This window comes from Aquiflexum sp. TKW24L (assembly GCF_023502205.1).
GTDB lineage: Bacteria > Bacteroidota > Bacteroidia > Cytophagales > Cyclobacteriaceae > Cognataquiflexum.
The window spans coordinates 54,518-75,813 of the sequence record NZ_JAMFLG010000015.1 but is presented as its reverse complement, the minus strand read 5'-3'; the positions used below and the strand labels follow the sequence as shown (position 1 = coordinate 75,813).

Below are 21,296 nucleotides of genomic sequence, written 5' to 3'. Positions count from 1 at the left end.
TTCTCATTGGGAGGGTCGGTTTTTTTATTGGGGTGAAAAGGATTATTTTGAATCTTTCAAATCCACCTACCATGAAAAAATCATTGATCCTATTTGCATGTAGCCTGTTTTTATTTACATCAGAAATTTTTTCACAGGTCATGCCTTCCCCTGAAAGAAAGGAAGGGGAAGGTCCATATGACAAGCTGATCCTTCGCGGAGTGACATTGATCGATGGGACAGGTTCACCTCCTATCGGTCCTGTCGATATCGTCGTCCAAAAAAACAGGATCACGGAAATAACAGTCGTAGGCTATCCCGGTATTCCCATCAAGGAAGACCGGAGACCAAAAGCCGGACCAAATGACAAAGTGATGGAACTAGCAGGACATTATCTTTTGCCGGGATTCATTGACATGCACGGGCATATAGGAGGATCAGGTCAGGGTACGCCGGCAGAATATGTTTTCAAACTTTGGATGTCTCATGGCATCACTACTGTAAAAGACCCCTCTGCAAGTAATGGACTGGGTTGGGTGCTTGACCATAAGAAAAAATCTGCAGCCAACACCATCACAGCACCGCGTTTGTTTGCGTATACAAGTTTTGGGCAAGGTTCCGAAAAACCAATCACCAATGCAGCTGAAGCCAAGGCTTGGGTAAATGATAACGCCAAAAATGGAGCAGACGGCATCAAATTCTTTGGTGCTAAACCTGAAGTAATGCAAGCGGCTTTGGAAGAGAACAAAAGAATCGGCTTGAGATCTTCGATGCATCATGCGCAGATGGACGTGGCGAGATGGAATGTCCTCCATTCTGCAAGGGCAGGACTGACTACAATGGAGCACTGGTATGGCCTTCCTGAAGCACTTTTTGTTGATAGGACCATTCAGGATTACAGGCTGGATTATAATTATCAGAATGAACAGCATCGTTTTGCAGAAGCGGGGAAACTGTGGAAACAGGCCGCACCGCCATATTCAGAGCATTGGAACAAGGTGATGCAGGAGCTTTTGGACCTGGATTTTACCTTGGACCCTACTTTCAATATCTATGAAGCCAACCGTGACCTGATGCGGGCAAGAAGGGCGGAATGGCATGAGGAATATACACTTCCCTCTTTATGGCGCTTTTACAAACCAAGCCGAGAATCGCACGGATCGTATTGGTTTGATTGGACCACGGAGGAGGAGATCCAATGGAAGGAAAATTACCGCCTTTGGATGACCTTTGTCAATGAATACAAAAACCGTGGTGGCCGCGTGACTACCGGTTCGGATTCCGGCTTCATTTATCAATTGTATGGATTTGCCTATATCAGGGAAATGGAATTGCTCAGGGAAGCTGGATTTCATCCTTTGGAAGTCATCAGGTCCTCGACCATGTATGCTGCGGAGGCTTTGGGAATGGAAAATGAAATCGGAACTGTGGAAGTTGGGAAGTTGGCTGATTTTGTGATTTTGGAAGAAAATCCCCTTCAAAACCTCAAAGTACTCTATGGGACGGGTGCCATACGGATAGATGAAAACAATGAGCCTATCAGGGTAGGAGGCGTGAAATATACCGTGAAAGATGGGATAGTCTATGATGCCAAACAACTCTTGCAGGATGTCCGTACTGTCGTACAACAGCACAAAGAACGGGAAGAATATAGAAAATTGAAACAGCCTGGTTTGGATTGGTGAAAATGAGTAGCAAGAATCAAAAATCAAGTACAAGTACTAAGTATCAAGTACGAAGTACCAAGGAAGCTCAGGTTGACTTAGGTTTAAAATGAATGGGGCCGGAATCAGAAAGTTAATCCAAATATATTTTCCAATACTTGGTACTTGGTACACTATACTTCGTACAACAATATTATGTCACACATTCAACTCAATTCTACCAAGCTTTTTTATATCCAAGAAGGAGGGGGCGAAGAAGTAATCGTCTTTTCTCATGGATTGCTTTGGAGCCATAAGATGTTTCAAAGTCAGGTTGATTTTTTGAAGCAAAATTATACTGTCATTGCCTATGACCACAGAGGACAGGGTCAATCTGAAGTAACTGACGGAGCTATTGACATAAATTTGCTGACTTTAGATGCTATGGAGTTGATAGACAAACTTGTGGGCAAACCGGTCCATTTTGTTGGGCTTTCTATGGGAGGATTTGTGGGAATGCGCTTGGCGGCCAGATTTCCTGATAAAGTCAAAAGTCTGGTTTTATTAGAAACATCGGCAAGTCCTGAACCGGTAGAAAACTTTCCAAAGTATAAACTTCTGAATGGGATCGTCAAATGGTTTGGTGTTATTCCTACCGTCGCAGGTTCGGTGATGAAGATTATGTTTGCACAAAGTTGGCTCGAAAATCCGCAAAACGGAGAGGCCTATAAAAAATGGATCAAAGAACTTCAGTCCAATAAAAAAACCATCACCAAATCCGTGGAGGCTGTAATCCACAGGAAGGGAATAGAAGATGAAATCAGACAAATCAAATGTCCTACCATGATCATAGTGGGAGATGAAGATGTGGCTACCAAACCCGAAAAAGCAAAGTTTATCCAAATGTCGATTTCCAATTCGATTTTGCACATGGTTCTGGGAGCGGGCCACAGTAGCTGCATCGAAAAACCGGATGAAATCAATAGGCTCATGGGGGATTGGATGAGGCAGTTTTGATTTTTTTTTTGGATACAATCAAATAAATTTTAGAAAAATGTAATTCTTTCAAAACCTTTTGTTACATTTGTATGTATATACAATTAATACAAAGACATTTTATACAAATGAAGTTAGAAGACGAAATACAGCAGAAGGAATTTAAAGATGAACATAACAAAGCCATCGTGAATATCCTTTTCACACACAGCTTTATCGTCACAAAACAAAATAGTCTTTTCAAACCATTTGGTCTTTCTCCTGAGCAATACAATGTTTTAAGAATTTTGAGGGGACAAAACGGAAATCCGATTACAGTTTCTTCGATTCAGGATAGGATGCTTAATAAAATGTCTAATGCATCGCGGTTGGTCGAGAAACTGAAGCAAAAAGGATTACTCGAAAGAAACGAATGTCCTTTAGACAGACGGCAAGTTGATATCATGATTACTGACAAAGGTTTGGAATTGCTAAACCAACTTCAGGAAGAAATATTAATCCAAAACCAAGCTCTGATCCAATTGGAAAAAGAAGAAGTGAAACAATTGAATATGCTTTTGGATAAATTGAGAGGATAAAAAAAATTTAAATAAAAACGTGTCTATACATTTAATGTCTAGAACGTTCAATAAAAGCAAAGTTCAAAATATCGAATCAAGGATAAATTAAACAGGAATAAAATCTAAACTATAATTAACTAAAACAATCAAAATTATGAGCACTGCAACAGTAACAGCAACACAATGGGCTATTGACCCAACACATTCAGAAGTATCATTCAAAGTAAAACACTTGGTGATTTCGACTGTAACCGGTAATTTCAAATCATTTGAAGGTGGAGCGGAAAGTACTTCTGATGATTTTCAGGGAGCAGAAATTTCTTTCGACGCCCATATCTCTAGTATTGATACCAACCAATCTGACAGAGACAACCATTTAAAATCTGCAGATTTCTTCGATGCTGAGAAATATCCTAAAATGTCTTTTAACGGAGTTTTGGAAGGAGACAAATTAGTAGGTGAATTGACCATCAAGGATGTTACCAAGACAGTTGAACTAAGTGCTGATTTTGGTGGCATCGTGCAGGATCCATATGGCCAAACCAAAGCAGGATTTGAATTAGAAGGAAAAATAAGCAGAAAAGAATTTGGTTTAATATGGAATGCAGTGACTGAAGCCGGAAGCATAGTCGTCAGTGACCAAGTTAGAATTTTGGCTAACATTCAGATTGTAAAACAGTAATTTTGGAAATGGTTATTGGAAATTACCCCAATAACCAATAACCAATAACCAATAACTCAACTAAAAACCCTTACTCTATGGCAGCTCTAATCTCTGGAATCCACCATATCACGGCTATTGCAGGTAATCCACAAAAAAATCTGGATTTCTATACAGGTATTTTGGGATTGAGGCTAGTGAAAAAGACGATCAATTTTGATGCTCCTGATGTCTATCATTTCTATTTTGGAGATGAATTGGGTGCACCGGGAACAGTGTTCACGACTTTCCCATTTGAAGGTGCGCGAAAAGGAACCAAAGGTACAGGTGAATTGACCTATACTGCTTTTTCTGTCCCTTTGGATGCTCTAGGGTTTTGGATGGAAAGATTGGGCAAATACAACATTCCTTTTTCTACGCCTTTATCAAGATTTGGTGAAAAATTGATAAGGTTTGAAGACCATGATGGTATGGGGATTGAATTGATTGCCACAAACAAGGACGAAAGGAAGGGTTGGACTTATGGAAACATTCCTTTGGAATTTGCGGTCAGGGGGTTTTATGGGGCTACATTAAATCTGAAAGCTAAAGAGTTGACAGAAAAGTTGCTTACCCAATTTATGGATTACAGATTTATTGCGGAGGATGGTGGACGGTATCGATTTGGAACAAAAGGTGATCCCGGAGATATTGTTGACATTGTCATCGATCCAAATGGAAGACAAGGGACCCAAAGTGCAGGGACCGTCCATCACATCGCTTTTCGTACAGCCAATGAAGCGAGCCAATTGGAGATCCAACAAAAATTGATTCGAAATGGCTATCAGGTCACAGAAGTGAAAGATCGGAATTATTTCAAATCTATCTATTTTAGGGAACCGGGTGGTGTTTTGTTCGAAATTGCGACCGACGAACCCGGATTTGCGATCGATGAGGATGAAGCACATTTGGGTGAATTATTGAAATTGCCTGAGTGGATTGAGTCTCAAAGGTCAAAATTGGAAGCAAGATTGGCTAAAGTTGAACTGAATGTTGAAAAATATGCCTGAAATTACAAAAGCCGGAATGCCATTAGAACAAGCGACAAAAGTTGCGGTCATGATCCATGGAAGAGGGGCAAACCCTGTCAGTATCATGGGATTGAACAGATATCTAAACTTGGATGAATTTGCATTATTGGCACCACAAGCTCTCGCGAGTTCCTGGTATCCGTTTAGCTTTATGGCTCCGGACGCCAATAATGAACCTGCCTTTTCAAAATCTATGCAAATCATAGATGAAATTATCCAAGACATTCATGAAAAAGGATTCACTTCTGATCAAATCTACTTTATCGGGTTTTCTCAGGGAGCTTGTCTTTCTTTAGAATATGCATCACAAAATGCCAAAAGATATGGAGGAGTGATTGCATTCACAGGGGGATTGATAGGTGAAAAATTGAATCCTTCAAAGTACAAAGGTGATTTTCTTGGCACCCCTGTTTTTATCGGATCGAGTCAACAAGACATACATGTTCCTCTAAGTAGGATCGAGGCCTCAGCGGAATTGATGAAAAAACTCGGGGCATACGTGGAAACTTTGATTTTTGCCGACATGCAGCACACCATCCGTCAGGAAGAGATTGAATGGGTGAATAAACACATTTTGAATAATTGAAATTACAAAATAGAAAAAAGCCTGATCATAAAATCAGGCTTTTTTCATTAGCTAAATTTGGAAAAACTTATCACTCCCTTTCCTGTTATTAGTTAAATTTGGATATGGCTAATCAATACTTAAAATTTCTCGAGGCACTTTCTCAAAACAACCAAAAATCCTGGATGGATGAGAATAAATCTTGGTATCTAGCCGTCAAAGAAGAATTTTTGAATGATGTCGGCGAAATGCTTGCACAGATTTCGGTCTGGGAACCAGCGCTTTCCTCTTTCAAGGCAAAGGATTGTGTTTTTAGACAAAACAGAGATGTACGGTTCTCTGCGAATAAGGATCCTTACAAAACCAATTTTGCCGCTTATTTCTCCGTTGGAGGAAAGAAATCCCTTGGGCCTGGATACTATGTACATGTGCAGCCTGGCAAAAGCTTTTTAGCCGGAGGAATATGGATGCCTGAATCGGAAAGCCTAAAAAAAATCCGTCAGGAAATCGATTATTCGGGCAAGGAATTGGAATCCATTTTAAATGAGCCAAAGTTTAAAAAGATATTTTCAGGATTGGAAGGAGACAAACTCAAAAATATGCCCAAAGGCTATGAACAGGATCATCCATACATTGAATTGTTAAAACACAAAAGCTTCATTGTATCCAACCCAATTGCTGATTCGGATATTTCCTCTGGAGATTTTAAGAAAAAAGCAATTGAAGGCTTCAGGTTAATAAAGTCTTTTCATGATTTTCTTTCTAAAGCAATAGATGATTCCGAAAGTGGGGAGAAATTGATTTAATTGATTATTAGAAATCCTTCCAATCGATTTCATCAAATACACCTGAAATCGTTCCAAATCCAATCAAGAGTAAAAACAAAACCAATATACCCAACCCAACTGCATACCAGATCAGTTTGGCTTTTGCCCAATTTGCCTTATTTGGATTTCCTGTTTTGTCCACTGCCCAGACGATGAGCATGATAAATCCTACGACAGGAATATTGGCAATTAATATGGTTAAAAACCAATCGCTTGCTTTTACGGTTGGATGCTTAAATTCAGCATTATAGTCAAATTCCATTTTCTTCAGGGTTTTGGGAAGTTAATAAGTCTTTTACTTCAAATGTATATTCGCTGATGGCATAATTTTCAGCATTGAAAGGGTCGGTTTGGATAAATGAAATTTTGATGATCTTGTAATCCTCGATTTTTGAATATCCTTGAGCATACAATTCAGCACATTTCCTCGCTACGTTATCTTCCCTCACTCTCATTTCAGGACTTTTTCCATTAAAAAGTCTGAGTTCGATTGTACTTTGATCTTCGCCATCCGCGTAAATTTGGGAGACATTGACTTCCACACTTTCAAATTCTCCCAATGCCATAATCTCGTTGGAGGGGATATAGCCTTCTCCCGCGATTTTATTAAATCCCCACATCATTCCTTTGACCATAGTCTCCCCGTCACAAGCACAAGAGCTTATAAATAAAGAAATGACAAGAGAATAAATTGGAATAAATTTTCTCATTTTGCTGCAACCGCTTCTATTTCTATCAATAATTCCGGATTGGCTAAGGAATGAACAGCTATTGTCGATCTTGCCACTTTGTTTGGGTTTTCTTCATTATTAAAAAACTCCCCATAGGCATTGAACCAAGCATCCCAATCAATTTTCCCATCCTTATCAGGTGCAAGATAGACTCGCAGGAAGATTACATCCTCCATTGTAAAATTTCCTTCCCCAATAGTGTCTTTTATCCTTTTCAAAATTCCGATACTTTGCTCATAGGTATTGCCATACCTCCCATAAGTTCCGGCAACAGCATTCTCATCCCTTACAGGAGCAACCAAACCTGAAGTGTAAAAATATTCCTTTCCTTGTGGGATGTAAACTCCGCGAAGAATGGCAGCATCAGGTCTGTCATACCTGACAATGTATTCTTCTTTTTCTTCAACAGCCACTTTATTTTCTGTTGTGACCGTGCAAGATCCAAGCATGGCAAATATCGGTATCAGGAAAAATGTTCTTTTCATCGCTCAAAGTTTGAGGGAATTAAAAAGGCTTGTGTTACCAAGCCTTTTAATTTTTTATAAAATATTACTCTATTTTTCCGCTTCAGCCATTTCAGACTCTTTCGTTTTGACACGGAGAATGAAATCACTCAGAACGTTCATATAGTTGATAAAGGCATCATATGGGGTGTCATAGTGGCTAAAATAGGAGTGAACATGGCCATCCGAAAAGAATTTTGTACACATGTAATAGAAATGATCCGAGGTCTGAAGGTAATTCCAATCTCTTTGGATTTCAACATCTTCAATTTTTTTGACCCGGTTTTCCATTTCATAAAGCTTGGAAAAAGCCTCATTTTGAAGGTCATTTCCTAACCAAGCCGTCAAATCTCTTTCCTCATCAGCCCATGAAATTGGTGTTGGCACTTGAATCTTAGCTACAGCTGTACCGTATTGTACCACCTCCGAAGGTGTAGAAAATCCGAAATCTGTATACTTGAAAACAGCATTTGGAAGTGCTTTCATGAATTCAAAAATCCCGGTTTCTGCCCATTGGTGCTCGCCGAAAGTCTCATAATCCATAAACAGGTTAATCACTTCCTGTTCTTTTGGCACAGCATTGAGCCAAATGACAAATTTTTCAGTAGTCAAAGGATAATCTGCCCAGGTCTTGTTGCTGAATCTGAAGGCGATGTCATCACTCAACTGAAAGTTCTTAAGAAGAATCTTCAGGTTTGGATCTATTGAGTTTTGGTAGACAAAATTTGGGCTTTTCCAACCCAAAATATGCTTAGCCCCTTCGGTCAGAATCCCTTCAAAACCCATCTCCGCCACCATTCCACCAATTTTGTCAGAGTAGATTAATTCTGTATTTCTAAAAACCTTTGGCGTGTAGCCGTTGAAATGCCTTTTTATTTTTTCGGTATGCCTGCCGACCATTCTTTTGAATTCCTCTTTACTTTTCAGGGAGCAAAGGGCATGGGCATCTGTTTCACTTAGGATTTCAACATGTCCTGTGGCTACAAGTTTTTTGAAACTTTCAAGTACATCGGGTGCAAATGCTTCAAACTGGTCTAAACAAACGCCTGATATGGAAAAAGCCACTTTGAACTTTCCTTGATGTTGGTGGATAAGGTCAAGCAAAAGCGCATTCATGGGCAGGTAGCATTTTTGGGCTACTTTTCGGATGATACTTTTGTTACTGTAATCGTCCCAATAATAATGGTCATCTCCAATATCAAAAAAGCGATAAGGCTTAATTCTTAAAGGCTGGTGAACCTGAAAGTAAAAACAGATTGTTCTCATGGCTATTGTTTTAATGTCTTTTCGTATACTTTAACTAGTTTGGCGGCGACATGCTCCCATTTCAATTTTTTCAATTCTTCACTTCCAAGCTCCTTAAACATCTTTGAAATACTTTCATAGTGCAGCAATCCAAAAATTGCATCGGCCATGGCATCAACATCCCAAAAGTCCACTTTGATAGCATTTATAAGCACTTCTGCAACACCTGATTGTTTAGAGATGATGACAGGGGTGTTGTGTCTTACAGCTTCAAGCGGAGCGATTCCAAATGGTTCAGAAACAGAGGGCATCACATAGACATCACTGATGGCATACATATCATCCACATCTTTCCCTTTTAGGAATCCTGTAAAATGAAATTTTGTCCCCATGCCTAATTCTGCCACACGCTCCACCATTTTATTGAGAAGATCGCCATTACCGGCCATTACAAACCTAACATTAGGATCTCTATCAATTACTTTTTTGGCTGCTTCTACAAAATACTCAGGACCTTTTTGGAATGTAATCCTTCCCAAAAAGGTGACGATTTTTTCTGGAACATGCTTCCTGGTTTCAGAGTGAATGATGCTGGCATCCAAAACCGCATTGTGCAGGACGCTTACTTTGTCAGGATGTACCCCATATTTATTGATTACTACATTTCGGGTTAAGTGACTTACTGCCACGACATGGTCGGCTGCATGCATTCCTGCCCTTTCAATGTCATAGACAGGTTTGTTTACTGATTCACCTGATCGGTCATACTCCGTGGCGTGGATATGCGCAATAAGCGGTTTTCCACTGATTTCTTTGGCAGCAATCCCTGCAGGAAATGCCAGCCAATCATGGGCATGGATGACATCATGTTCTTTGGCTTTGGCTATTTGAGCGGCGACGAGGGCATATCTGGAAACTTCTTTCATCAGGTCCTTTCCATATTTTCCACTAAACTCAAACTTGTTGGAAAAAACGCTCTCATCGACATCAGTCCTGTCATGGATGGAAAAATCGGTATATTTTTTAAATTCTTCTGGACCTAAATAAGGAACCAAAAAACTACTCACTTCAAGGTAGGTGAGGTTTTTCCATATTTTCTTAAATTTTTTTTCTCGGTAATCAATGACAACATCACTCGCATTGACAAAATCTGCCAATGGTTCTTCATCACCCCACAACTTCGGCACAACAAAAATAACCTCTTGTTTGTGATGGTTTAGGCCTTTGACCAAACCGTAACAAGCCGTGCCCAAGCCTCCGGAAATATGTGGAGGAAACTCCCAGCCGAACATTAATACCTTCATAAAACCGAATTAAACTTTTTCCAAAATATACATCACTCTCAATAACTCACCGATGGACCAAGCCGAGGAAATAGCTCCCTTTGGTCTGTGTGGAGGATCTCCATCGTATATCTCAGCGATAGTTCCTATACCGTACTGCGGCATAACATCGTCAAATGCCTGCACTATTTTTTCTACAAAATGTTTTCCTGCTTTGCCGTGTAGCCTTAGGTAACCTTCAACGAAAGGCCCTAAAAGCCAAGCCCATACTGTCCCATTGTGGTAGGCAATATCCCTCGTATACTGATTTCCATGATAATACCCCTTATAACCAGGATCATCCGGAGCGAGAGACCTCAAACCCCTTGTGGTAAGAAGTTTTGACTTTACAATTTCCAAGATACTTTTCATTTGGCTTTCTTCCAAGGGAGAATATGGTAGAGAGGTGGCCAATACCATACTCGGTCTTATTGACCAATCCTTAAAGTCTCCGTTCACATAATCTGCCAAATAACCTTTCTTCTCCTCCCAAAATATCTCATTAAAGGATTTTTTGACCAACTCGGACAAATCCTTGATTTCAGCATCATTGGTTAACTCATGATAAAAACAAAGCGCATTGTACCACAATGCATTAATCTCGACAGGGCAACCGATTCTTGGTGTCACAGGACCATCAGAATTGACTGCATCCATCCAGGTAAGCGCCACCCCTTCCTGACCTCCGTACACTAGCCCGTTGTCAAGCATGTGGATATTATAATCGGTACCTTTTCTAAATCCATCGATTATACCTTTCATTTTGTCAAGGTATTTTTTCTTGATTGATTTGGTATCACCGGTAAATTTAATGTATTGCTGCAAAGACCAAAAAAACCAAAGTGGCGCATCCATCGATGCCATGTTCCTCATTACACCGCTTCCCACATTGGGGAATAATGGTCCATGGAGGTCCGCTACCATCGTATCCATGATGTCAAGGAAGGTGTCGGTGTCCCCTTGGGTCAAAACCAAGCCCGGAGCTGCGACGAAAGTGTCTCTACCCCACCATCCAAACCAGGGATAGCCTGCGATGACATGGGTCTTACCATTCCTTTTTTGGATAAACTGGCCCGCAGAGTTTTTGAGGCAATTGATGAAATTATTTCTAGGAATCCTTCTGGCAAGCTCTTTTTCAAATGCCCTTTGTCTGGTACTCGTATCTGCTTCTGTAAGCCCCGCTGAGAAAATGACAGATTCTCCTTTTTCAATATCAAATTCAAATGATCCTGGCACAAAAAGGTCTTCCTGATATTCATATCCTCTTTCTCTTTCCATGATGTATTCAATATTGAAATACCACTCAGGTTTGGGAATAAAGTCAGTTCTCTTCGACAGCTGCAAATAAAGCGGTGAATATTCAGGGTAAAGTTGATATTTGACGCCATTAGGAACTTTCTCGAAGTCTTTTTTAATCCTGTCATTTTCTTTCGACAGATTATGATAGCCCCTAAATGCTAAAAAAGGATTTATCCTGATTCTTGTGGGTGAATGTGCATCCAATAAAGTGTATCGGATCATGACACGGTCTCTGTTGGTATCCAAAATGATTTCTTTCTGAAGTAATACCCCACCGACACGATAGGTGAGTTTTGGAATTGGCTCGGTATCAAAATCCTCTAAATATTTATGGCCTCTAGGTGAATAATTTCCCGGAAACTTGCTGATCCCGAGATTAAAGCTTGCTCCTCTTTGAATAACTGTCTCATGCAGAGTGGATAACATAACATGAAGCTGTTCGTCAATCTGAGGCTGAGGTACCACCAATAAGCCATGATATTTTCTTGTATTACACCCGATTATGGTTGTGCTTGTATAGCAGCCTCCCCTATTTGTTCGAATTATTTCCCTATCTAGTGAGTAATTGAGGTTAATTAATTGGGTTTTGTCAAAGTGGATGTAACTCATTTGTTCAAAAGTTTGAGATTTTTATAAAAATACTTTTTTGCATGTGAAAGAAAAATTTATTGGGACAAAAAAAAAGGTTATGTTTCCATAACCTTGAATTATTTCTTAATTAAGAGAGTGCCCCCTCTTTTTGCAGTTCCTCAAAGTTCCGGAGAGATTCCTCAAATTTGACAAAGTAAAGTTGCACAAATTTAAGATTTACCGGATTGACCTTGGGAAATCTTGGAGAAGATTTAAATAACGTAAACATTGCCTTCCAAATTTAATTTTAGCCACTAATACAAAATTTGTGCCATTTGGGTTCATTGAAATAGTAAAAAATAAAAAAACCCCCATTCATAACGGGGGTTTTGGGGTGGAAGACCGGGTTCGAACCGGCGACCTCTGGATCCACAAACCAGCGCTCTAACCAGCTGAGCTACAACCACCATTTTATTGGATTCTGATCTTTTATCAGATTGGACTGCAAAGGTAATATTTCACTAACCCTAAAGCAATAACCTTTCTCAAATTTTTCTTGAAAATTTTAGACGCTCCCCTTTTTTTTCCTCATGAAAAACACCGTTTTCATAAGCCAAATGTCCGGAAACCACTGTGTGTGTGACTTTTGATTTGAAGACATGACCCTCAAAGGGAGACCAACCACATTTAGAGAGGATATTAGATTTTTCGACTTTCCAAGGACTTTCCAAGTCAGCGATTACCAAATCCGCATGATATCCGGGGCGGATATAACCTCTTTTATCAATTTCAAAAAGAATGGCAACATTGTGACACATCTTCTGAACGATTTGCTCAAGCTTGATTTTACCCTTATGGTAGAGGTCAAGCATGGCGACAAGGCTGTGCTGAATCAATGGTCCACCGGAGGGGGCAGCGCTGTAATTTCTTGATTTTTCTTCCAAAGTATGAGGGGCATGGTCAGTAGCAATGACATCTATCCTGTCTTCCAATACACCTTGAAGAATTCTTTCCCGGTCTTGAGCCGACTTTACTGCAGGATTCCATTTGATTAGATTTCCCTTTGCCTCATAATCCTCCTCCGAAAACCAAAGGTGGTGGATACAAGCTTCTGCAGTAATACGTTTTTGTTCTAATGGAAGGGAATTGTCAAATAAGTCAACTTCTTTGGCCGTGCTGATATGCAGAACATGGAGTTTGCTTCCGTGTTTTTTGGCCAATGCTACCACTTTCTTTGAGGCATCATAACAAGCCTCTGCATTCCGGATTTTGGGGTGAAACTTGACAGGGATATCCTCACCATATTCGGCTTTATACTTTTCCAGATTGGCTTTGATGATCAAATCATTTTCACTGTGGGTGGCGATCAGCAATTTGCACTGTGCAAAAATTCTTTCGAGGCTTTCAGGATTGTCCACCAGCATATTTCCGGTCGAGGAACCTTGGAACACCTTGACGCCGCAGACATTTTCCGGATCGACTTTAAGAATTTCGGCTATGTTGTCATTAGTGGCGCCGAAAAAGAAGGAATAATTTGCAAGGGATTTATTGGCTGCAATGCTGTATTTCTCTTCCAAAAGTGGAATAGTAGTGCTTTGGGGGACCGTATTGGGCATCTCCATGTAGGAGGTGACGCCACCTGCTACAGCGGATTTGCTTTCGGTGTAAATATCCGCCTTATGGGTCAATCCCGGTTCTCGAAAGTGCACCTGATCGTCAATCAGTCCCGGAAACACATATTTGCCTGTAGCATCGATATGGATATCTGCTTCAAAATCTGACAGATCCGGACCTATATTAAAGATCATTCCGTCCTGTACAAAAATGTCGGCGAGGGTTATCTTGCCTTCATTCACTATATTTGCACCTGTGATTAAAATACTTTTCATGAAAGTTCTTTATGAAATCCAAAATTTGATCCAATTAACACCTGAAATGCATCGCTGAATTTCCTTTAACAGGAATTATATAAAGCAGCTAAATTTCTGTTTTGGTGTTTCTCTTCCCTTCAAAAATACAAAACATGTCCGATAGCCTTCCAAATTTCGAAGATTTTAAATTAAACAAGCAGCTTCTCGATGCTGTCAAGGAGGCCGGATATACCAAGCCCACGCCGATTCAGGAAAAGGCAATCCCTTTGGCACTTGCCGGGCATGATGTATTGGGCATCGCCCAAACAGGAACCGGCAAAACTGCCGCCTACATTCTTCCTATCCTGATGAAAATCAAATATGCCCAAGACATGCTTCCAAGGGCATTGATATTGGCACCAACCCGGGAACTAGTCATGCAGATCGAAGAGGCGGTGATCGTTTTTGGCAAAAATACGGACCTTAGGTTCGTCTCTCTTTATGGAGGACTTGGACCAAAAACCCAGATCGAAAAGCTCCAAAAGGGCGTGGACATCATCATTTCCACACCGGGAAGGTTTTTGGATTTATATAGAAAAGGAGAAATCGTCACCAAAGAGATCAAAACGATGGTCTTGGACGAGGCTGATAAAATGTTGGACATGGGTTTTATGCCGCAGATCAGGTCTATCCTAGAGATCATCCCCACAAAGCGTCAAAACCTGCTTTTCTCGGCTACATTTGGACAAAAGGTGGAGAAGTTTTCTTACGAGTTTTTGGAATTTCCTGAGCGCGTAGAGGTATCTCCGCAGGCTACTACCGCCGAAACCATCCATCAGGTCAAATATTTGATCCCCAATATCAAAACCAAAACCAACCTTTTGATCCATATCCTGGAAGCACATGATGTCAAAAGGATCATGGTATTTACCAAGTCAAAGAAAAATGCTGAGTTGGTATTTAGCTATCTGGACAAAAAGAAACTCGGGTCTATGCGTGTCATCCATGCCAACAAAGGCCAAAATACCCGGATCAATTCCATGGAGGATTTCAAGGCAGGGGATGTGCGGATTTTGGTGGCGACAGACGTAGCCGCAAGAGGCCTTGATATCAGTATGGTCAGCCATGTCGTCAATTTTGACGTGCCGCTTATCTATGAAGATTATGTGCACCGCATCGGCAGGACGGGAAGGGCAGAAAATGAAGGAATTGCCATCACTTTTGTCAATCCGGCGGAAGAGTACCATTTTGAGAAAATAGAAGAAATCATCAGGATGGAGGTGCCAACCGTGCAGATTCCGGTGGAGGTGGAGTTAGCGCCAACACCTTTTGAAGAGAAGCAAGCATACGAAAGGGAAATCGATGGGCAGAAGAGGAAAATGAATCCAGATTTCAAAGGGGGATTCCACGAGAAAAAAGCCATTCCCAAAGCGAATCCCAACAAAGTCGAAAAGAAACGTGGCAACAAAAACTCCAAAGCCAAGAGAAATAGAAACCAGATGAAGACGCAGGCAAAGTGGAAGAAGTAATAATGGCAGTCCTGCGTTATTGAAATGCTCTAAATTAAAATCCTCCGAATTGAGTAAATTCGGAGGATTTTTGGTTTTTTAATCCCTCGGCGGATTGATCATAATGTGTGCCCTATGCGTTCCGGGATCCATGATCCAAGGCATGGCCGGACCTGATGGCTTCAGCGGCAAACCTGTACTCGCTTCCGTGGCCCAAGGGATATACACCACATACCGCAAATAAGGATCTTTCACTTCACCTGTTTCGGGATTGTAATCTGCCGCATCGGCACTCAAGACAAATAAAGTTGCACCATCTTTAGGCATGATCAGTTTGCCAGATTTGGCTTCTTCCTCCCTGATGTCAAAAATTTCTTTGGCGGTTTTTCCTTCTTTCTTCAACTGTCGCCCTCTTTCCATAAAAGGATCCAAAGTATTGTGGTAACATGAAGCATTGAATCCGGGGCTGTTTGGGTCATCGGCGAGGCAAATCATTTCATTGGATCCCTTTCTCAATACGATAAATCCCCCTTTTTCATCAAACCCATAAACCGTCGCACCTTCTCTTTTATCCTCAGGAGCGGCCATCAAGGCTGTTTTGAGTTGTACTTCCTTGGAAGGAATGGATTGGGCAAAGGTGGAGAAAGCGAGAATAAAAAGGACGGAAAATAGGAGGGAAGTTTTCATGGCTGAAGGGTTTGTTGTTGCCCTAAGTTAATGGATTTGAGACTGATTTAATCCTTTTTCATAAAAAATGCTTTTACCTCTGGGTTAAACTTCTCAATCGCATACCGCAGCATCGTTCGGGGAATGGTTTGATAATGCTTCAGTAAAAACTGATTTGCAGTTTCGAAATCACGGTTGCCAACCTCACGTATCATCCAACCGACAGCCTTATGAATCAGGTCATGGGGATGATGGAGCAGGATTTCTGCAATTTTTAATGTGTCTCCAAAATCTTTTTTTCTGATAAAATAGAAAGTGCTCATGATCGCAATCCTTTGATCCCAAAGTATCCCGGATTTTCCTAAATCGTAGAGTATGCTTCTGTCTTTGTCAAAGAGGTAATCCCCAAGGATGAGGTGGGACGAACTGTCCACCAAATCCCAATTATTCACCTGACTCCTATGTTTGAGGTAGAAATCAACATAAACCTTCATTTCCGACTGTGTTTTAGATTTCTGATATTTCATGACCAACATGAATATTGCAGTGAGTCTGACTTCATGGAAAGGATTTTGGATCAATTTTTCTAAATCCTCGAGGCTGACAATGTTCCAATAATGTTTCGCAACCTGCCGCTGTTCAGGCACAATCACTCCCAGAAATAAATCTCCTTCTCCATATTGCCCAACTCCTGTTTTGAAAAACTTAGGCAGAAAGGCTGCTTTTTCTGGATTTGCCAAGGTTTTCAGGGCATCTTGGATTTCGTTGAAATAGTCCATCGAATTGTATTTATATGCTATCGGATAAATATTCGTGATTCTTCATTGAAGGATATATCGGGAGTTTCAAAACAGGAAATAGCCTTAATCAAACTGACTTTCAATTTTTTATGTGTTAAGGAAAGGTAAATTATTGCACTATTATTTATTTGATTTGGCAATATTTTTGTCCTTGAAAATAATCTGTTAACCAATTTTATAGATACATATTAGATTTGATCCAGTAAAAAATTAAGAAATTTTATACTAAATTTTAATTTTTGTTGTTAATCCATAATATTAAGTACCAATATGTGTTGAAATTGTCACAGAATAGGGTTATTTTTCGATAAATTATTTAATAACAAAGAAATGAATATTCATTGTACTTTTGGAATGTTTAAAATAATTCAGTCTGTCAGTAATGAAGACGAACTTTTGGTATTGTCTCAGTGGGAAAGTTTGAAAAAATTGTTTGAGGCCAACAGGATATTTTTGGTCAATAACAACGATGCGATTTTTGGCGTTTACCTTGCCAAAAAAGAATGTCTGGAAGCAATGAACGAGATGATTAAAAATATCGATTACAGGGATTGGGACCACCTGAAGCTTGATAAAGACCATTATTATTTGAAAAGCAATGCATAAACAAAAATTGGCGGACTAATTGTCCGCCAATTTTTTTAGTGTATGTTGGATCAGCGTGTCCACTATGCCATAGGCATCCTTTGTAAATTCTTTGGTAATTCTGTTTGCGATGATGGCATTAAGGCTCAAAACTTCATGGCCCAAAAGCCTTCCCATCGCATAATACCCTGAGGTCTCCATTTCAAAATTGGTCAGCTTAAATCCCTCTAAGTCCAAATTCCCTAATCTTTCGATGATATCAGGAATGGCAGGTTTGATTCTGACTTCCCTTCCCTGAGGGCCAAAAAATCCCGGACAGGTAACTGTATTTCCAATCAAAAGTCCTTCTCCCAAAAGATCTAGAAGTTTTTTTGAACTCCTTACGCAATATGGTGTAAATGAAAGCTCAAGATCTTCCTTTATTTTCCTTCCAACTTTTTGCTCTAACTCAGTGTAAGTAGTGTTATAAAAAGCCATTAGGGTGTCAAGCCCGATGCCATATTCTGAAGCAAGTATCGTTCCTGCAGGGATTTCCTTTCGCATACTCCCGGAAGTGCCCACCCTAATAATGTTGAGCGTGGTATGGTTTTCCTTTGGGATCCTTGTTTGCAGGTCAATATTTACTAGAGCATCCAACTCGGTCATAAAAATCTCGATGTTGTCGGTACCCATTCCGGTACTCATCACAGTCAGTCTTTTGCCCTTATAATAACCGGTGTGGGTCACAAACTCCCTTTTGCTGATCGAAAATTCTATTTCGTCAAAATATTGAGAGACTTTAGAGACTCTTTCGGGATCGCCAACAGCAATAACTGTCGAAGCCAAATGCTCCGGCTTCAGGTTCAAATGATAAATGCTTCCGTCAGGATTGATGATCAGTTCTGATTCCGGGATCCTTTTACTCATGGAGTGGTTGTTTTGATTTATCCTGTCTGCGTATCAGGCCTTTGTAAGGATTGTAGCCGTTGGTGTTTTTTTGGTAATAGCCCGTTCCGTTGTAAGGTCTCTTTTCGGGATTTTCCTTACACTCCACAGAACAGGCGCCTTCCATTTCCCATCCGCATTTTTCACAGATCGGAAGGTGGGCATTGCAGGTGGAGTTTGCGCAATTGACCATGCGGTCGCATTCCGTGCCACAAACATGGCAGGTAGAAATCACCTTTGGATTTACCTTATTAATATCGACAGCGATCCTGTTGTCAAATACATAGCATTTGCCTTCAAAATCTTCACCACCTGCCTCTAGGCCATATTTGATGATGCCACCATGGAGTTGATAGACATCTTGGAAACCTTGTTCTAAAAGAAAAGCCGATGCTTTTTCGCATTTGATGCCACCTGTGCAATAAGTCAAAACCTTTTTGCCTTTGAGATGCTCAAGTTCTTTTACCTTTTCGGGGAAATCACGGAAATTATCGATGTCCAAAGTAAGGGCTCCTTTGAACCTTCCAAGCTCATGTTCATAGTTGGATCGGACATCAAGGATGACTACGTCTTCTTGGTCTTTGAGTGCTTTGAATTCTTCGGGAGCTAAGTGTTTGCCGGTTTTGACATTGGGGTCCAAGTGTCGGAGGCTACTATGAACGATCTCAGGCTTGACGCGGACATGGATTTTTGCAAAAGCATGCTTGTCAAATCCCTCAATTTTGAACTCGGTTTTCGCAAATCTCGGATCGGCATGGATATAGGCCATGTACTTTTCACAATCTTCTTTCAGACCGGAAACGGTTCCATTAAGCCCCTCAGGAGAAATGATAATCCGGCCCCTGATGTTGTTTTCAATACAAAAAAGATGGTGTTCCTCGCGGTATGCCTCCGTATCTTCGATGGTGGCATAGCAATAATAGAGCAGAATGCTGTAGGGTTGGTTTTCCATAACTTGAGCCCTGTTTCGGCAGGGTGTTTTGGTTTATAAATAAGATTTCAATAATTACTTTTTGATCGGAGCGGCAGGATTCCCGAATACGGTTTCCCCGTCTTTGACATTGGAGATCACGACTGAACCGGCACCGATTCTGGCATTTTTACCAATAGTGATGCCGGATACCAATGTGACTCCGGAACCGATGAAGGCACCTTCCTTTATTGTCACGCCTGAGTTGACAATAGAACCCGCTCCGATCTGGACAAAATCTTCCAAGACTGATTCGTGGTCTACAATTGCTCCGGTATTGAATATACAATGGCTACCGATTTTGGTTCCCGCGCCGATATTGACTCTGCCGTTGATAAAGTTGCCGTGTCCTAATACCGCATCCGTAGAGACATAAGAAGACTGATGGATGGCATTGATCGGCTGGACTTTCCTTCGCTCGTTGAGCATTTTGACCAGAAACTGACGGTATTTATTGTCATCCACCGCCACAAAAGCTTCACACTTTTGTCCGATAAGTTTCAAAAAACCGTCATCTTCAGGATTTCCCAAAACAGTGACGACATTGATTTCTGTGCCGTGAAGCTTTTCATCCTCATCCAAAAAGCCATAGACAATGACTTTGTTGCTGTTGAAAATCTCTAATGCTGGATGGGCGATGCCTTTGGCTCCAAGAATGATAACTGGTTTTTCCATTTTTTTCCTGTTCGGATCGCAAAAGTACGCAAATCAGGTTTTAAACAAAAATCATTTCCTATCCGGCTTGAGGAGGTTCTGCCCGATTTTGCAGTCAAGGCACTTTTTAGGCTTGCAATAATCATGGTAAAGTCCGATCATCCCCTGACTGTCAAAAGCTGTTTTGGCCTTCCATTGGTGGGTTGCATATTTGCGGATGATAAAGTTTTCTTCGGCCTGTATTTCCTGAAGGAGGTCAAAGCATTTTTCTTTCCAATCGCTTTCCTCAATATATTGTCCATAGGTATACCAAAGCGGGATGACAAAGTTGATGGTGAGAAGGGATAAGGTGTTGTTGCTGAGTTTTTTGGCTAATTTTTTCTGAGAAATAATCCCGACTTTGATATGAAAAAGCCAATACTCCGGAGTCTCGATATCGAAGACTTTTTTGAACTGATCAAAATGCTCATTGTGGTGGATGACAGATGAAAACAGGTTTGGATTTTTGGTGAATACTTGTGCCAATTGGGCGATTCTAAGCTGGGGAAAGTTTTGAGGTCTGACTCCCATCATGATCCATTCGTGGTGGTGGATGGTTTTTTGGAGGAGGTACTTTTTCTGATAAAAATCATACTCTTTTTGCAGAAAAAGGCTGTAATCATCCAATGCTTCTGCCGGTATCAAATCAGCTTGTCCAAGAAGGATGGCCTCGATCACCTGCGGTTGGTTCCCGTGTTTTTGCAGAATTTTGTAAGGCACGCTTCCAGCTAGTTTGAGCATGGTGTTGGCATTGGTCTTGAATCCAAAGCACTGAAAAAGCCATCGGTAGGCGGTTTCTTCCCAATTGTTGTTGGTAGATTCCAATAGCTGCAAGAGCAAAGAAGATTTATTTTCCAACCTCTCCACAAGGGTTTTTTCCAACATAGAGAATTGGATGATAGGAGGGATCTTTTCCAACAGATTGCCGCAAAGGATTTCGTCCCGGCTACTTGCCAGCCTTTCATAATTGCGGATGACATCGAGCAGGATTTTTCCTTTGAGTTCCAAAGTTGGGATTTTGCTTCCGTCATTTCTGAGTATTGTTTTGTCCTCTTCCCAGACTACATGAAGCACAACAGAATTGTACCTGAGTTCAGCATTGTGGTCGTGGGATTTCCAGTCTGAGGCTTTGCGGTGTACTTCCACATGTCCGAAAAGATCCAATTTGCCAAGTTTGATGTGGGCTTCCTGAAAATCCGGCCCTTCATGGAAATTGTGGTAACCGATTCTCTTGACTTCAATCGGAAGTCCTTCAGTGGTATGTAATGAGTTTTTGTCAAAATACTGGTATTTCCATACTGTCTGAAGGAAGTCTTCCTGAAAATTCAT

Annotated in this window: 22 protein-coding genes and 1 tRNA gene; 9 read left to right on the top strand and 14 right to left on the bottom strand. The window is 40.8% G+C overall.

All coding sequences use genetic code 11. The features are described 5' to 3' along the window. Positions 1–71 precede the first annotated feature (71 nt). The 7 genes from M3O96_RS11735 to M3O96_RS11705 all read left to right on the top strand — a co-directional run bounded on the left by M3O96_RS11735 (position 72) and on the right by M3O96_RS11705 (position 6,280). On the top strand, positions 72–1,664 hold the full coding sequence (locus M3O96_RS11735) for an amidohydrolase family protein (RefSeq protein ID WP_249720780.1): 1,593 nt from the start codon (positions 72–74) through the stop codon (positions 1,662–1,664). 174 nt (positions 1,665–1,838) lie between these two features. Then, positions 1,839–2,639 (top strand): alpha/beta fold hydrolase, encoded by an 801-nt coding sequence (locus M3O96_RS11730; protein ID WP_249720779.1) that lies wholly within the window; start codon positions 1,839–1,841, stop codon positions 2,637–2,639. A 107-nt stretch (positions 2,640–2,746) separates the two neighbouring features. After that, positions 2,747–3,196, top strand: a complete 450-nt coding sequence (locus tag M3O96_RS11725) for a MarR family winged helix-turn-helix transcriptional regulator (RefSeq protein ID WP_249720778.1) — start codon at positions 2,747–2,749, stop codon at positions 3,194–3,196. Between the two features lie 136 nt (positions 3,197–3,332). Beyond that, positions 3,333–3,860, top strand: a complete 528-nt coding sequence (locus M3O96_RS11720; RefSeq protein WP_249720777.1) for a YceI family protein — start codon at positions 3,333–3,335, stop codon at positions 3,858–3,860. Between the two features lie 77 nt (positions 3,861–3,937). Then, positions 3,938–4,888, top strand: a complete 951-nt coding sequence (locus M3O96_RS11715; protein ID WP_249720776.1) for a ring-cleaving dioxygenase — start codon at positions 3,938–3,940, stop codon at positions 4,886–4,888. Next, a complete protein-coding gene (locus M3O96_RS11710) occupies positions 4,881–5,495 on the top strand; it encodes an alpha/beta hydrolase (protein ID WP_249720775.1) in 615 nt (204 codons plus the stop codon). The genes M3O96_RS11715 and M3O96_RS11710 overlap by 8 nt, the downstream gene beginning before the upstream one ends. 104 nt (positions 5,496–5,599) lie before the next feature. After that, positions 5,600–6,280: a DUF2461 domain-containing protein gene (locus M3O96_RS11705; RefSeq protein ID WP_249720774.1), complete on the top strand. Its 681-nt coding sequence runs from the start codon at positions 5,600–5,602 to the stop codon at positions 6,278–6,280. 7 nt (positions 6,281–6,287) lie between these two features. Here M3O96_RS11705 and M3O96_RS11700 read toward each other — a convergent pair whose 3' ends face one another. From M3O96_RS11700 to M3O96_RS11665, 8 genes are all read right to left on the bottom strand, one after another. Continuing rightward, positions 6,288–6,563: a hypothetical protein gene (locus tag M3O96_RS11700; protein ID WP_249720773.1), complete on the bottom strand. Its 276-nt coding sequence runs from the start codon at positions 6,561–6,563 to the stop codon at positions 6,288–6,290. Beyond that, positions 6,553–7,011: a hypothetical protein gene (locus M3O96_RS11695; RefSeq protein WP_249720772.1), complete on the bottom strand. Its 459-nt coding sequence runs from the start codon at positions 7,009–7,011 to the stop codon at positions 6,553–6,555. Before M3O96_RS11695 ends, M3O96_RS11700 begins: the two co-directional genes overlap by 11 nt. Beyond that, on the bottom strand, positions 7,008–7,517 hold the full coding sequence (locus M3O96_RS11690) for a RidA family protein (protein ID WP_249720771.1): 510 nt from the start codon (positions 7,515–7,517) through the stop codon (positions 7,008–7,010). The genes M3O96_RS11695 and M3O96_RS11690 overlap by 4 nt, the downstream gene beginning before the upstream one ends. Positions 7,518–7,586: 69 nt before the next feature. Continuing rightward, positions 7,587–8,801, bottom strand: coding sequence for a glycoside hydrolase family 57 protein (locus M3O96_RS11685; RefSeq protein ID WP_249720770.1), 1,215 nt, complete (start codon positions 8,799–8,801; stop codon positions 7,587–7,589). Between the two features lie 2 nt (positions 8,802–8,803). Then, on the bottom strand, positions 8,804–10,084 hold the full coding sequence (locus M3O96_RS11680; protein WP_249720769.1) for a glycosyltransferase family 4 protein: 1,281 nt from the start codon (positions 10,082–10,084) through the stop codon (positions 8,804–8,806). Positions 10,085–10,093: 9 nt separating this feature from the next. Beyond that, on the bottom strand, positions 10,094–12,010 hold the full coding sequence (locus M3O96_RS11675; protein ID WP_249720768.1) for an amylo-alpha-1,6-glucosidase: 1,917 nt from the start codon (positions 12,008–12,010) through the stop codon (positions 10,094–10,096). Between the two features lie 351 nt (positions 12,011–12,361). Then, a tRNA-His gene (locus tag M3O96_RS11670) sits at positions 12,362–12,438 on the bottom strand. A gap of 78 nt (positions 12,439–12,516) precedes the next feature. Beyond that, positions 12,517–13,860: a dihydroorotase gene (locus tag M3O96_RS11665; protein ID WP_249720767.1), complete on the bottom strand. Its 1,344-nt coding sequence runs from the start codon at positions 13,858–13,860 to the stop codon at positions 12,517–12,519. Between the two features lie 134 nt (positions 13,861–13,994). Between M3O96_RS11665 and M3O96_RS11660 the strand changes: the two genes are divergently transcribed. Further along, the gene (locus M3O96_RS11660; protein WP_249720766.1) at positions 13,995–15,350 is read left to right on the top strand and encodes a DEAD/DEAH box helicase; all 1,356 of its coding nucleotides are present in this window, start codon (positions 13,995–13,997) and stop codon (positions 15,348–15,350) included. A 78-nt stretch (positions 15,351–15,428) separates the two neighbouring features. Here the strand turns inward: M3O96_RS11660 and M3O96_RS11655 are convergent, their stop codons facing one another. Both M3O96_RS11655 and M3O96_RS11650 read right to left on the bottom strand, forming a co-directional pair. Further along, positions 15,429–16,016: a hypothetical protein gene (locus M3O96_RS11655; RefSeq protein ID WP_249720765.1), complete on the bottom strand. Its 588-nt coding sequence runs from the start codon at positions 16,014–16,016 to the stop codon at positions 15,429–15,431. A 47-nt stretch (positions 16,017–16,063) separates the two neighbouring features. Further along, on the bottom strand, positions 16,064–16,774 hold the full coding sequence (locus M3O96_RS11650) for a DNA alkylation repair protein (protein WP_249720764.1): 711 nt from the start codon (positions 16,772–16,774) through the stop codon (positions 16,064–16,066). A gap of 375 nt (positions 16,775–17,149) precedes the next feature. On the opposite strand from M3O96_RS11650, the gene M3O96_RS11645 reads away from it, so the two are divergent. Further along, positions 17,150–17,401, top strand: coding sequence for a hypothetical protein (locus tag M3O96_RS11645; RefSeq protein ID WP_249720763.1), 252 nt, complete (start codon positions 17,150–17,152; stop codon positions 17,399–17,401). Positions 17,402–17,416: 15 nt separating this feature from the next. On the opposite strand, the gene M3O96_RS11640 is transcribed toward M3O96_RS11645, so the two are convergent. The 4 genes from M3O96_RS11640 to M3O96_RS11625 are packed head-to-tail and all read right to left on the bottom strand — an operon-like array spanning position 17,417 to position 21,296. After that, the gene (locus M3O96_RS11640) at positions 17,417–18,286 is read right to left on the bottom strand and encodes a nucleoside phosphorylase (protein ID WP_249720762.1); all 870 of its coding nucleotides are present in this window, start codon (positions 18,284–18,286) and stop codon (positions 17,417–17,419) included. Beyond that, positions 18,279–19,256, bottom strand: coding sequence for an oxygen-dependent tRNA uridine(34) hydroxylase TrhO (gene trhO, locus M3O96_RS11635; protein ID WP_249720761.1), 978 nt, complete (start codon positions 19,254–19,256; stop codon positions 18,279–18,281). Before trhO ends, M3O96_RS11640 begins: the two co-directional genes overlap by 8 nt. Before the next feature lie 54 nt (positions 19,257–19,310). After that, a complete protein-coding gene (locus tag M3O96_RS11630) occupies positions 19,311–19,949 on the bottom strand; it encodes an acetyltransferase (protein WP_249720760.1) in 639 nt (212 codons plus the stop codon). A 51-nt stretch (positions 19,950–20,000) separates the two neighbouring features. Further along, complete coding sequence (locus tag M3O96_RS11625; protein ID WP_249720759.1) at positions 20,001–21,296, bottom strand: DUF2851 family protein; 1,296 nt, start codon at positions 21,294–21,296, stop codon at positions 20,001–20,003.

Bases quoted from the DNA above. Each gene is read 5' to 3' on its own strand.
- M3O96_RS11690 (WP_249720771.1), bottom strand. From the start codon at position 7,517: ATGAAAAGAACATTTTTCCTGATACCGATATTTGCCATGCTTGGATCT.
- M3O96_RS11630 (WP_249720760.1), bottom strand. From the start codon at position 19,949: ATGGAAAAACCAGTTATCATTCTTGGAGCCAAAGGCATCGCCCATCCA.
- M3O96_RS11700 (WP_249720773.1), bottom strand. From the start codon at position 6,563: ATGGAATTTGACTATAATGCTGAATTTAAGCATCCAACCGTAAAAGCA.
- M3O96_RS11735 (WP_249720780.1), top strand. From the start codon at position 72: ATGAAAAAATCATTGATCCTATTTGCATGTAGCCTGTTTTTATTTACA.
- M3O96_RS11725 (WP_249720778.1), top strand. From the start codon at position 2,747: ATGAAGTTAGAAGACGAAATACAGCAGAAGGAATTTAAAGATGAACAT.
- M3O96_RS11705 (WP_249720774.1), top strand. From the start codon at position 5,600: ATGGCTAATCAATACTTAAAATTTCTCGAGGCACTTTCTCAAAACAAC.
- M3O96_RS11645 (WP_249720763.1), top strand. From the start codon at position 17,150: ATGTTTAAAATAATTCAGTCTGTCAGTAATGAAGACGAACTTTTGGTA.
- M3O96_RS11675 (WP_249720768.1), bottom strand. From the start codon at position 12,010: ATGAGTTACATCCACTTTGACAAAACCCAATTAATTAACCTCAATTAC.
- M3O96_RS11625 (WP_249720759.1), bottom strand. From the start codon at position 21,296: ATGAATTTTCAGGAAGACTTCCTTCAGACAGTATGGAAATACCAGTAT.
- M3O96_RS11655 (WP_249720765.1), bottom strand. From the start codon at position 16,016: ATGAAAACTTCCCTCCTATTTTCCGTCCTTTTTATTCTCGCTTTCTCC.
- M3O96_RS11640 (WP_249720762.1), bottom strand. From the start codon at position 18,286: ATGAGTAAAAGGATCCCGGAATCAGAACTGATCATCAATCCTGACGGA.
- M3O96_RS11685 (WP_249720770.1), bottom strand. From the start codon at position 8,801: ATGAGAACAATCTGTTTTTACTTTCAGGTTCACCAGCCTTTAAGAATT.
- M3O96_RS11715 (WP_249720776.1), top strand. From the start codon at position 3,938: ATGGCAGCTCTAATCTCTGGAATCCACCATATCACGGCTATTGCAGGT.
- M3O96_RS11650 (WP_249720764.1), bottom strand. From the start codon at position 16,774: ATGGACTATTTCAACGAAATCCAAGATGCCCTGAAAACCTTGGCAAAT.
- M3O96_RS11720 (WP_249720777.1), top strand. From the start codon at position 3,333: ATGAGCACTGCAACAGTAACAGCAACACAATGGGCTATTGACCCAACA.
- trhO (WP_249720761.1), bottom strand. From the start codon at position 19,256: ATGGAAAACCAACCCTACAGCATTCTGCTCTATTATTGCTATGCCACC.
- M3O96_RS11710 (WP_249720775.1), top strand. From the start codon at position 4,881: ATGCCTGAAATTACAAAAGCCGGAATGCCATTAGAACAAGCGACAAAA.
- M3O96_RS11660 (WP_249720766.1), top strand. From the start codon at position 13,995: ATGTCCGATAGCCTTCCAAATTTCGAAGATTTTAAATTAAACAAGCAG.
- M3O96_RS11730 (WP_249720779.1), top strand. From the start codon at position 1,839: ATGTCACACATTCAACTCAATTCTACCAAGCTTTTTTATATCCAAGAA.
- M3O96_RS11680 (WP_249720769.1), bottom strand. From the start codon at position 10,084: ATGAAGGTATTAATGTTCGGCTGGGAGTTTCCTCCACATATTTCCGGA.
- M3O96_RS11665 (WP_249720767.1), bottom strand. From the start codon at position 13,860: ATGAAAAGTATTTTAATCACAGGTGCAAATATAGTGAATGAAGGCAAG.
- M3O96_RS11695 (WP_249720772.1), bottom strand. From the start codon at position 7,011: ATGAGAAAATTTATTCCAATTTATTCTCTTGTCATTTCTTTATTTATA.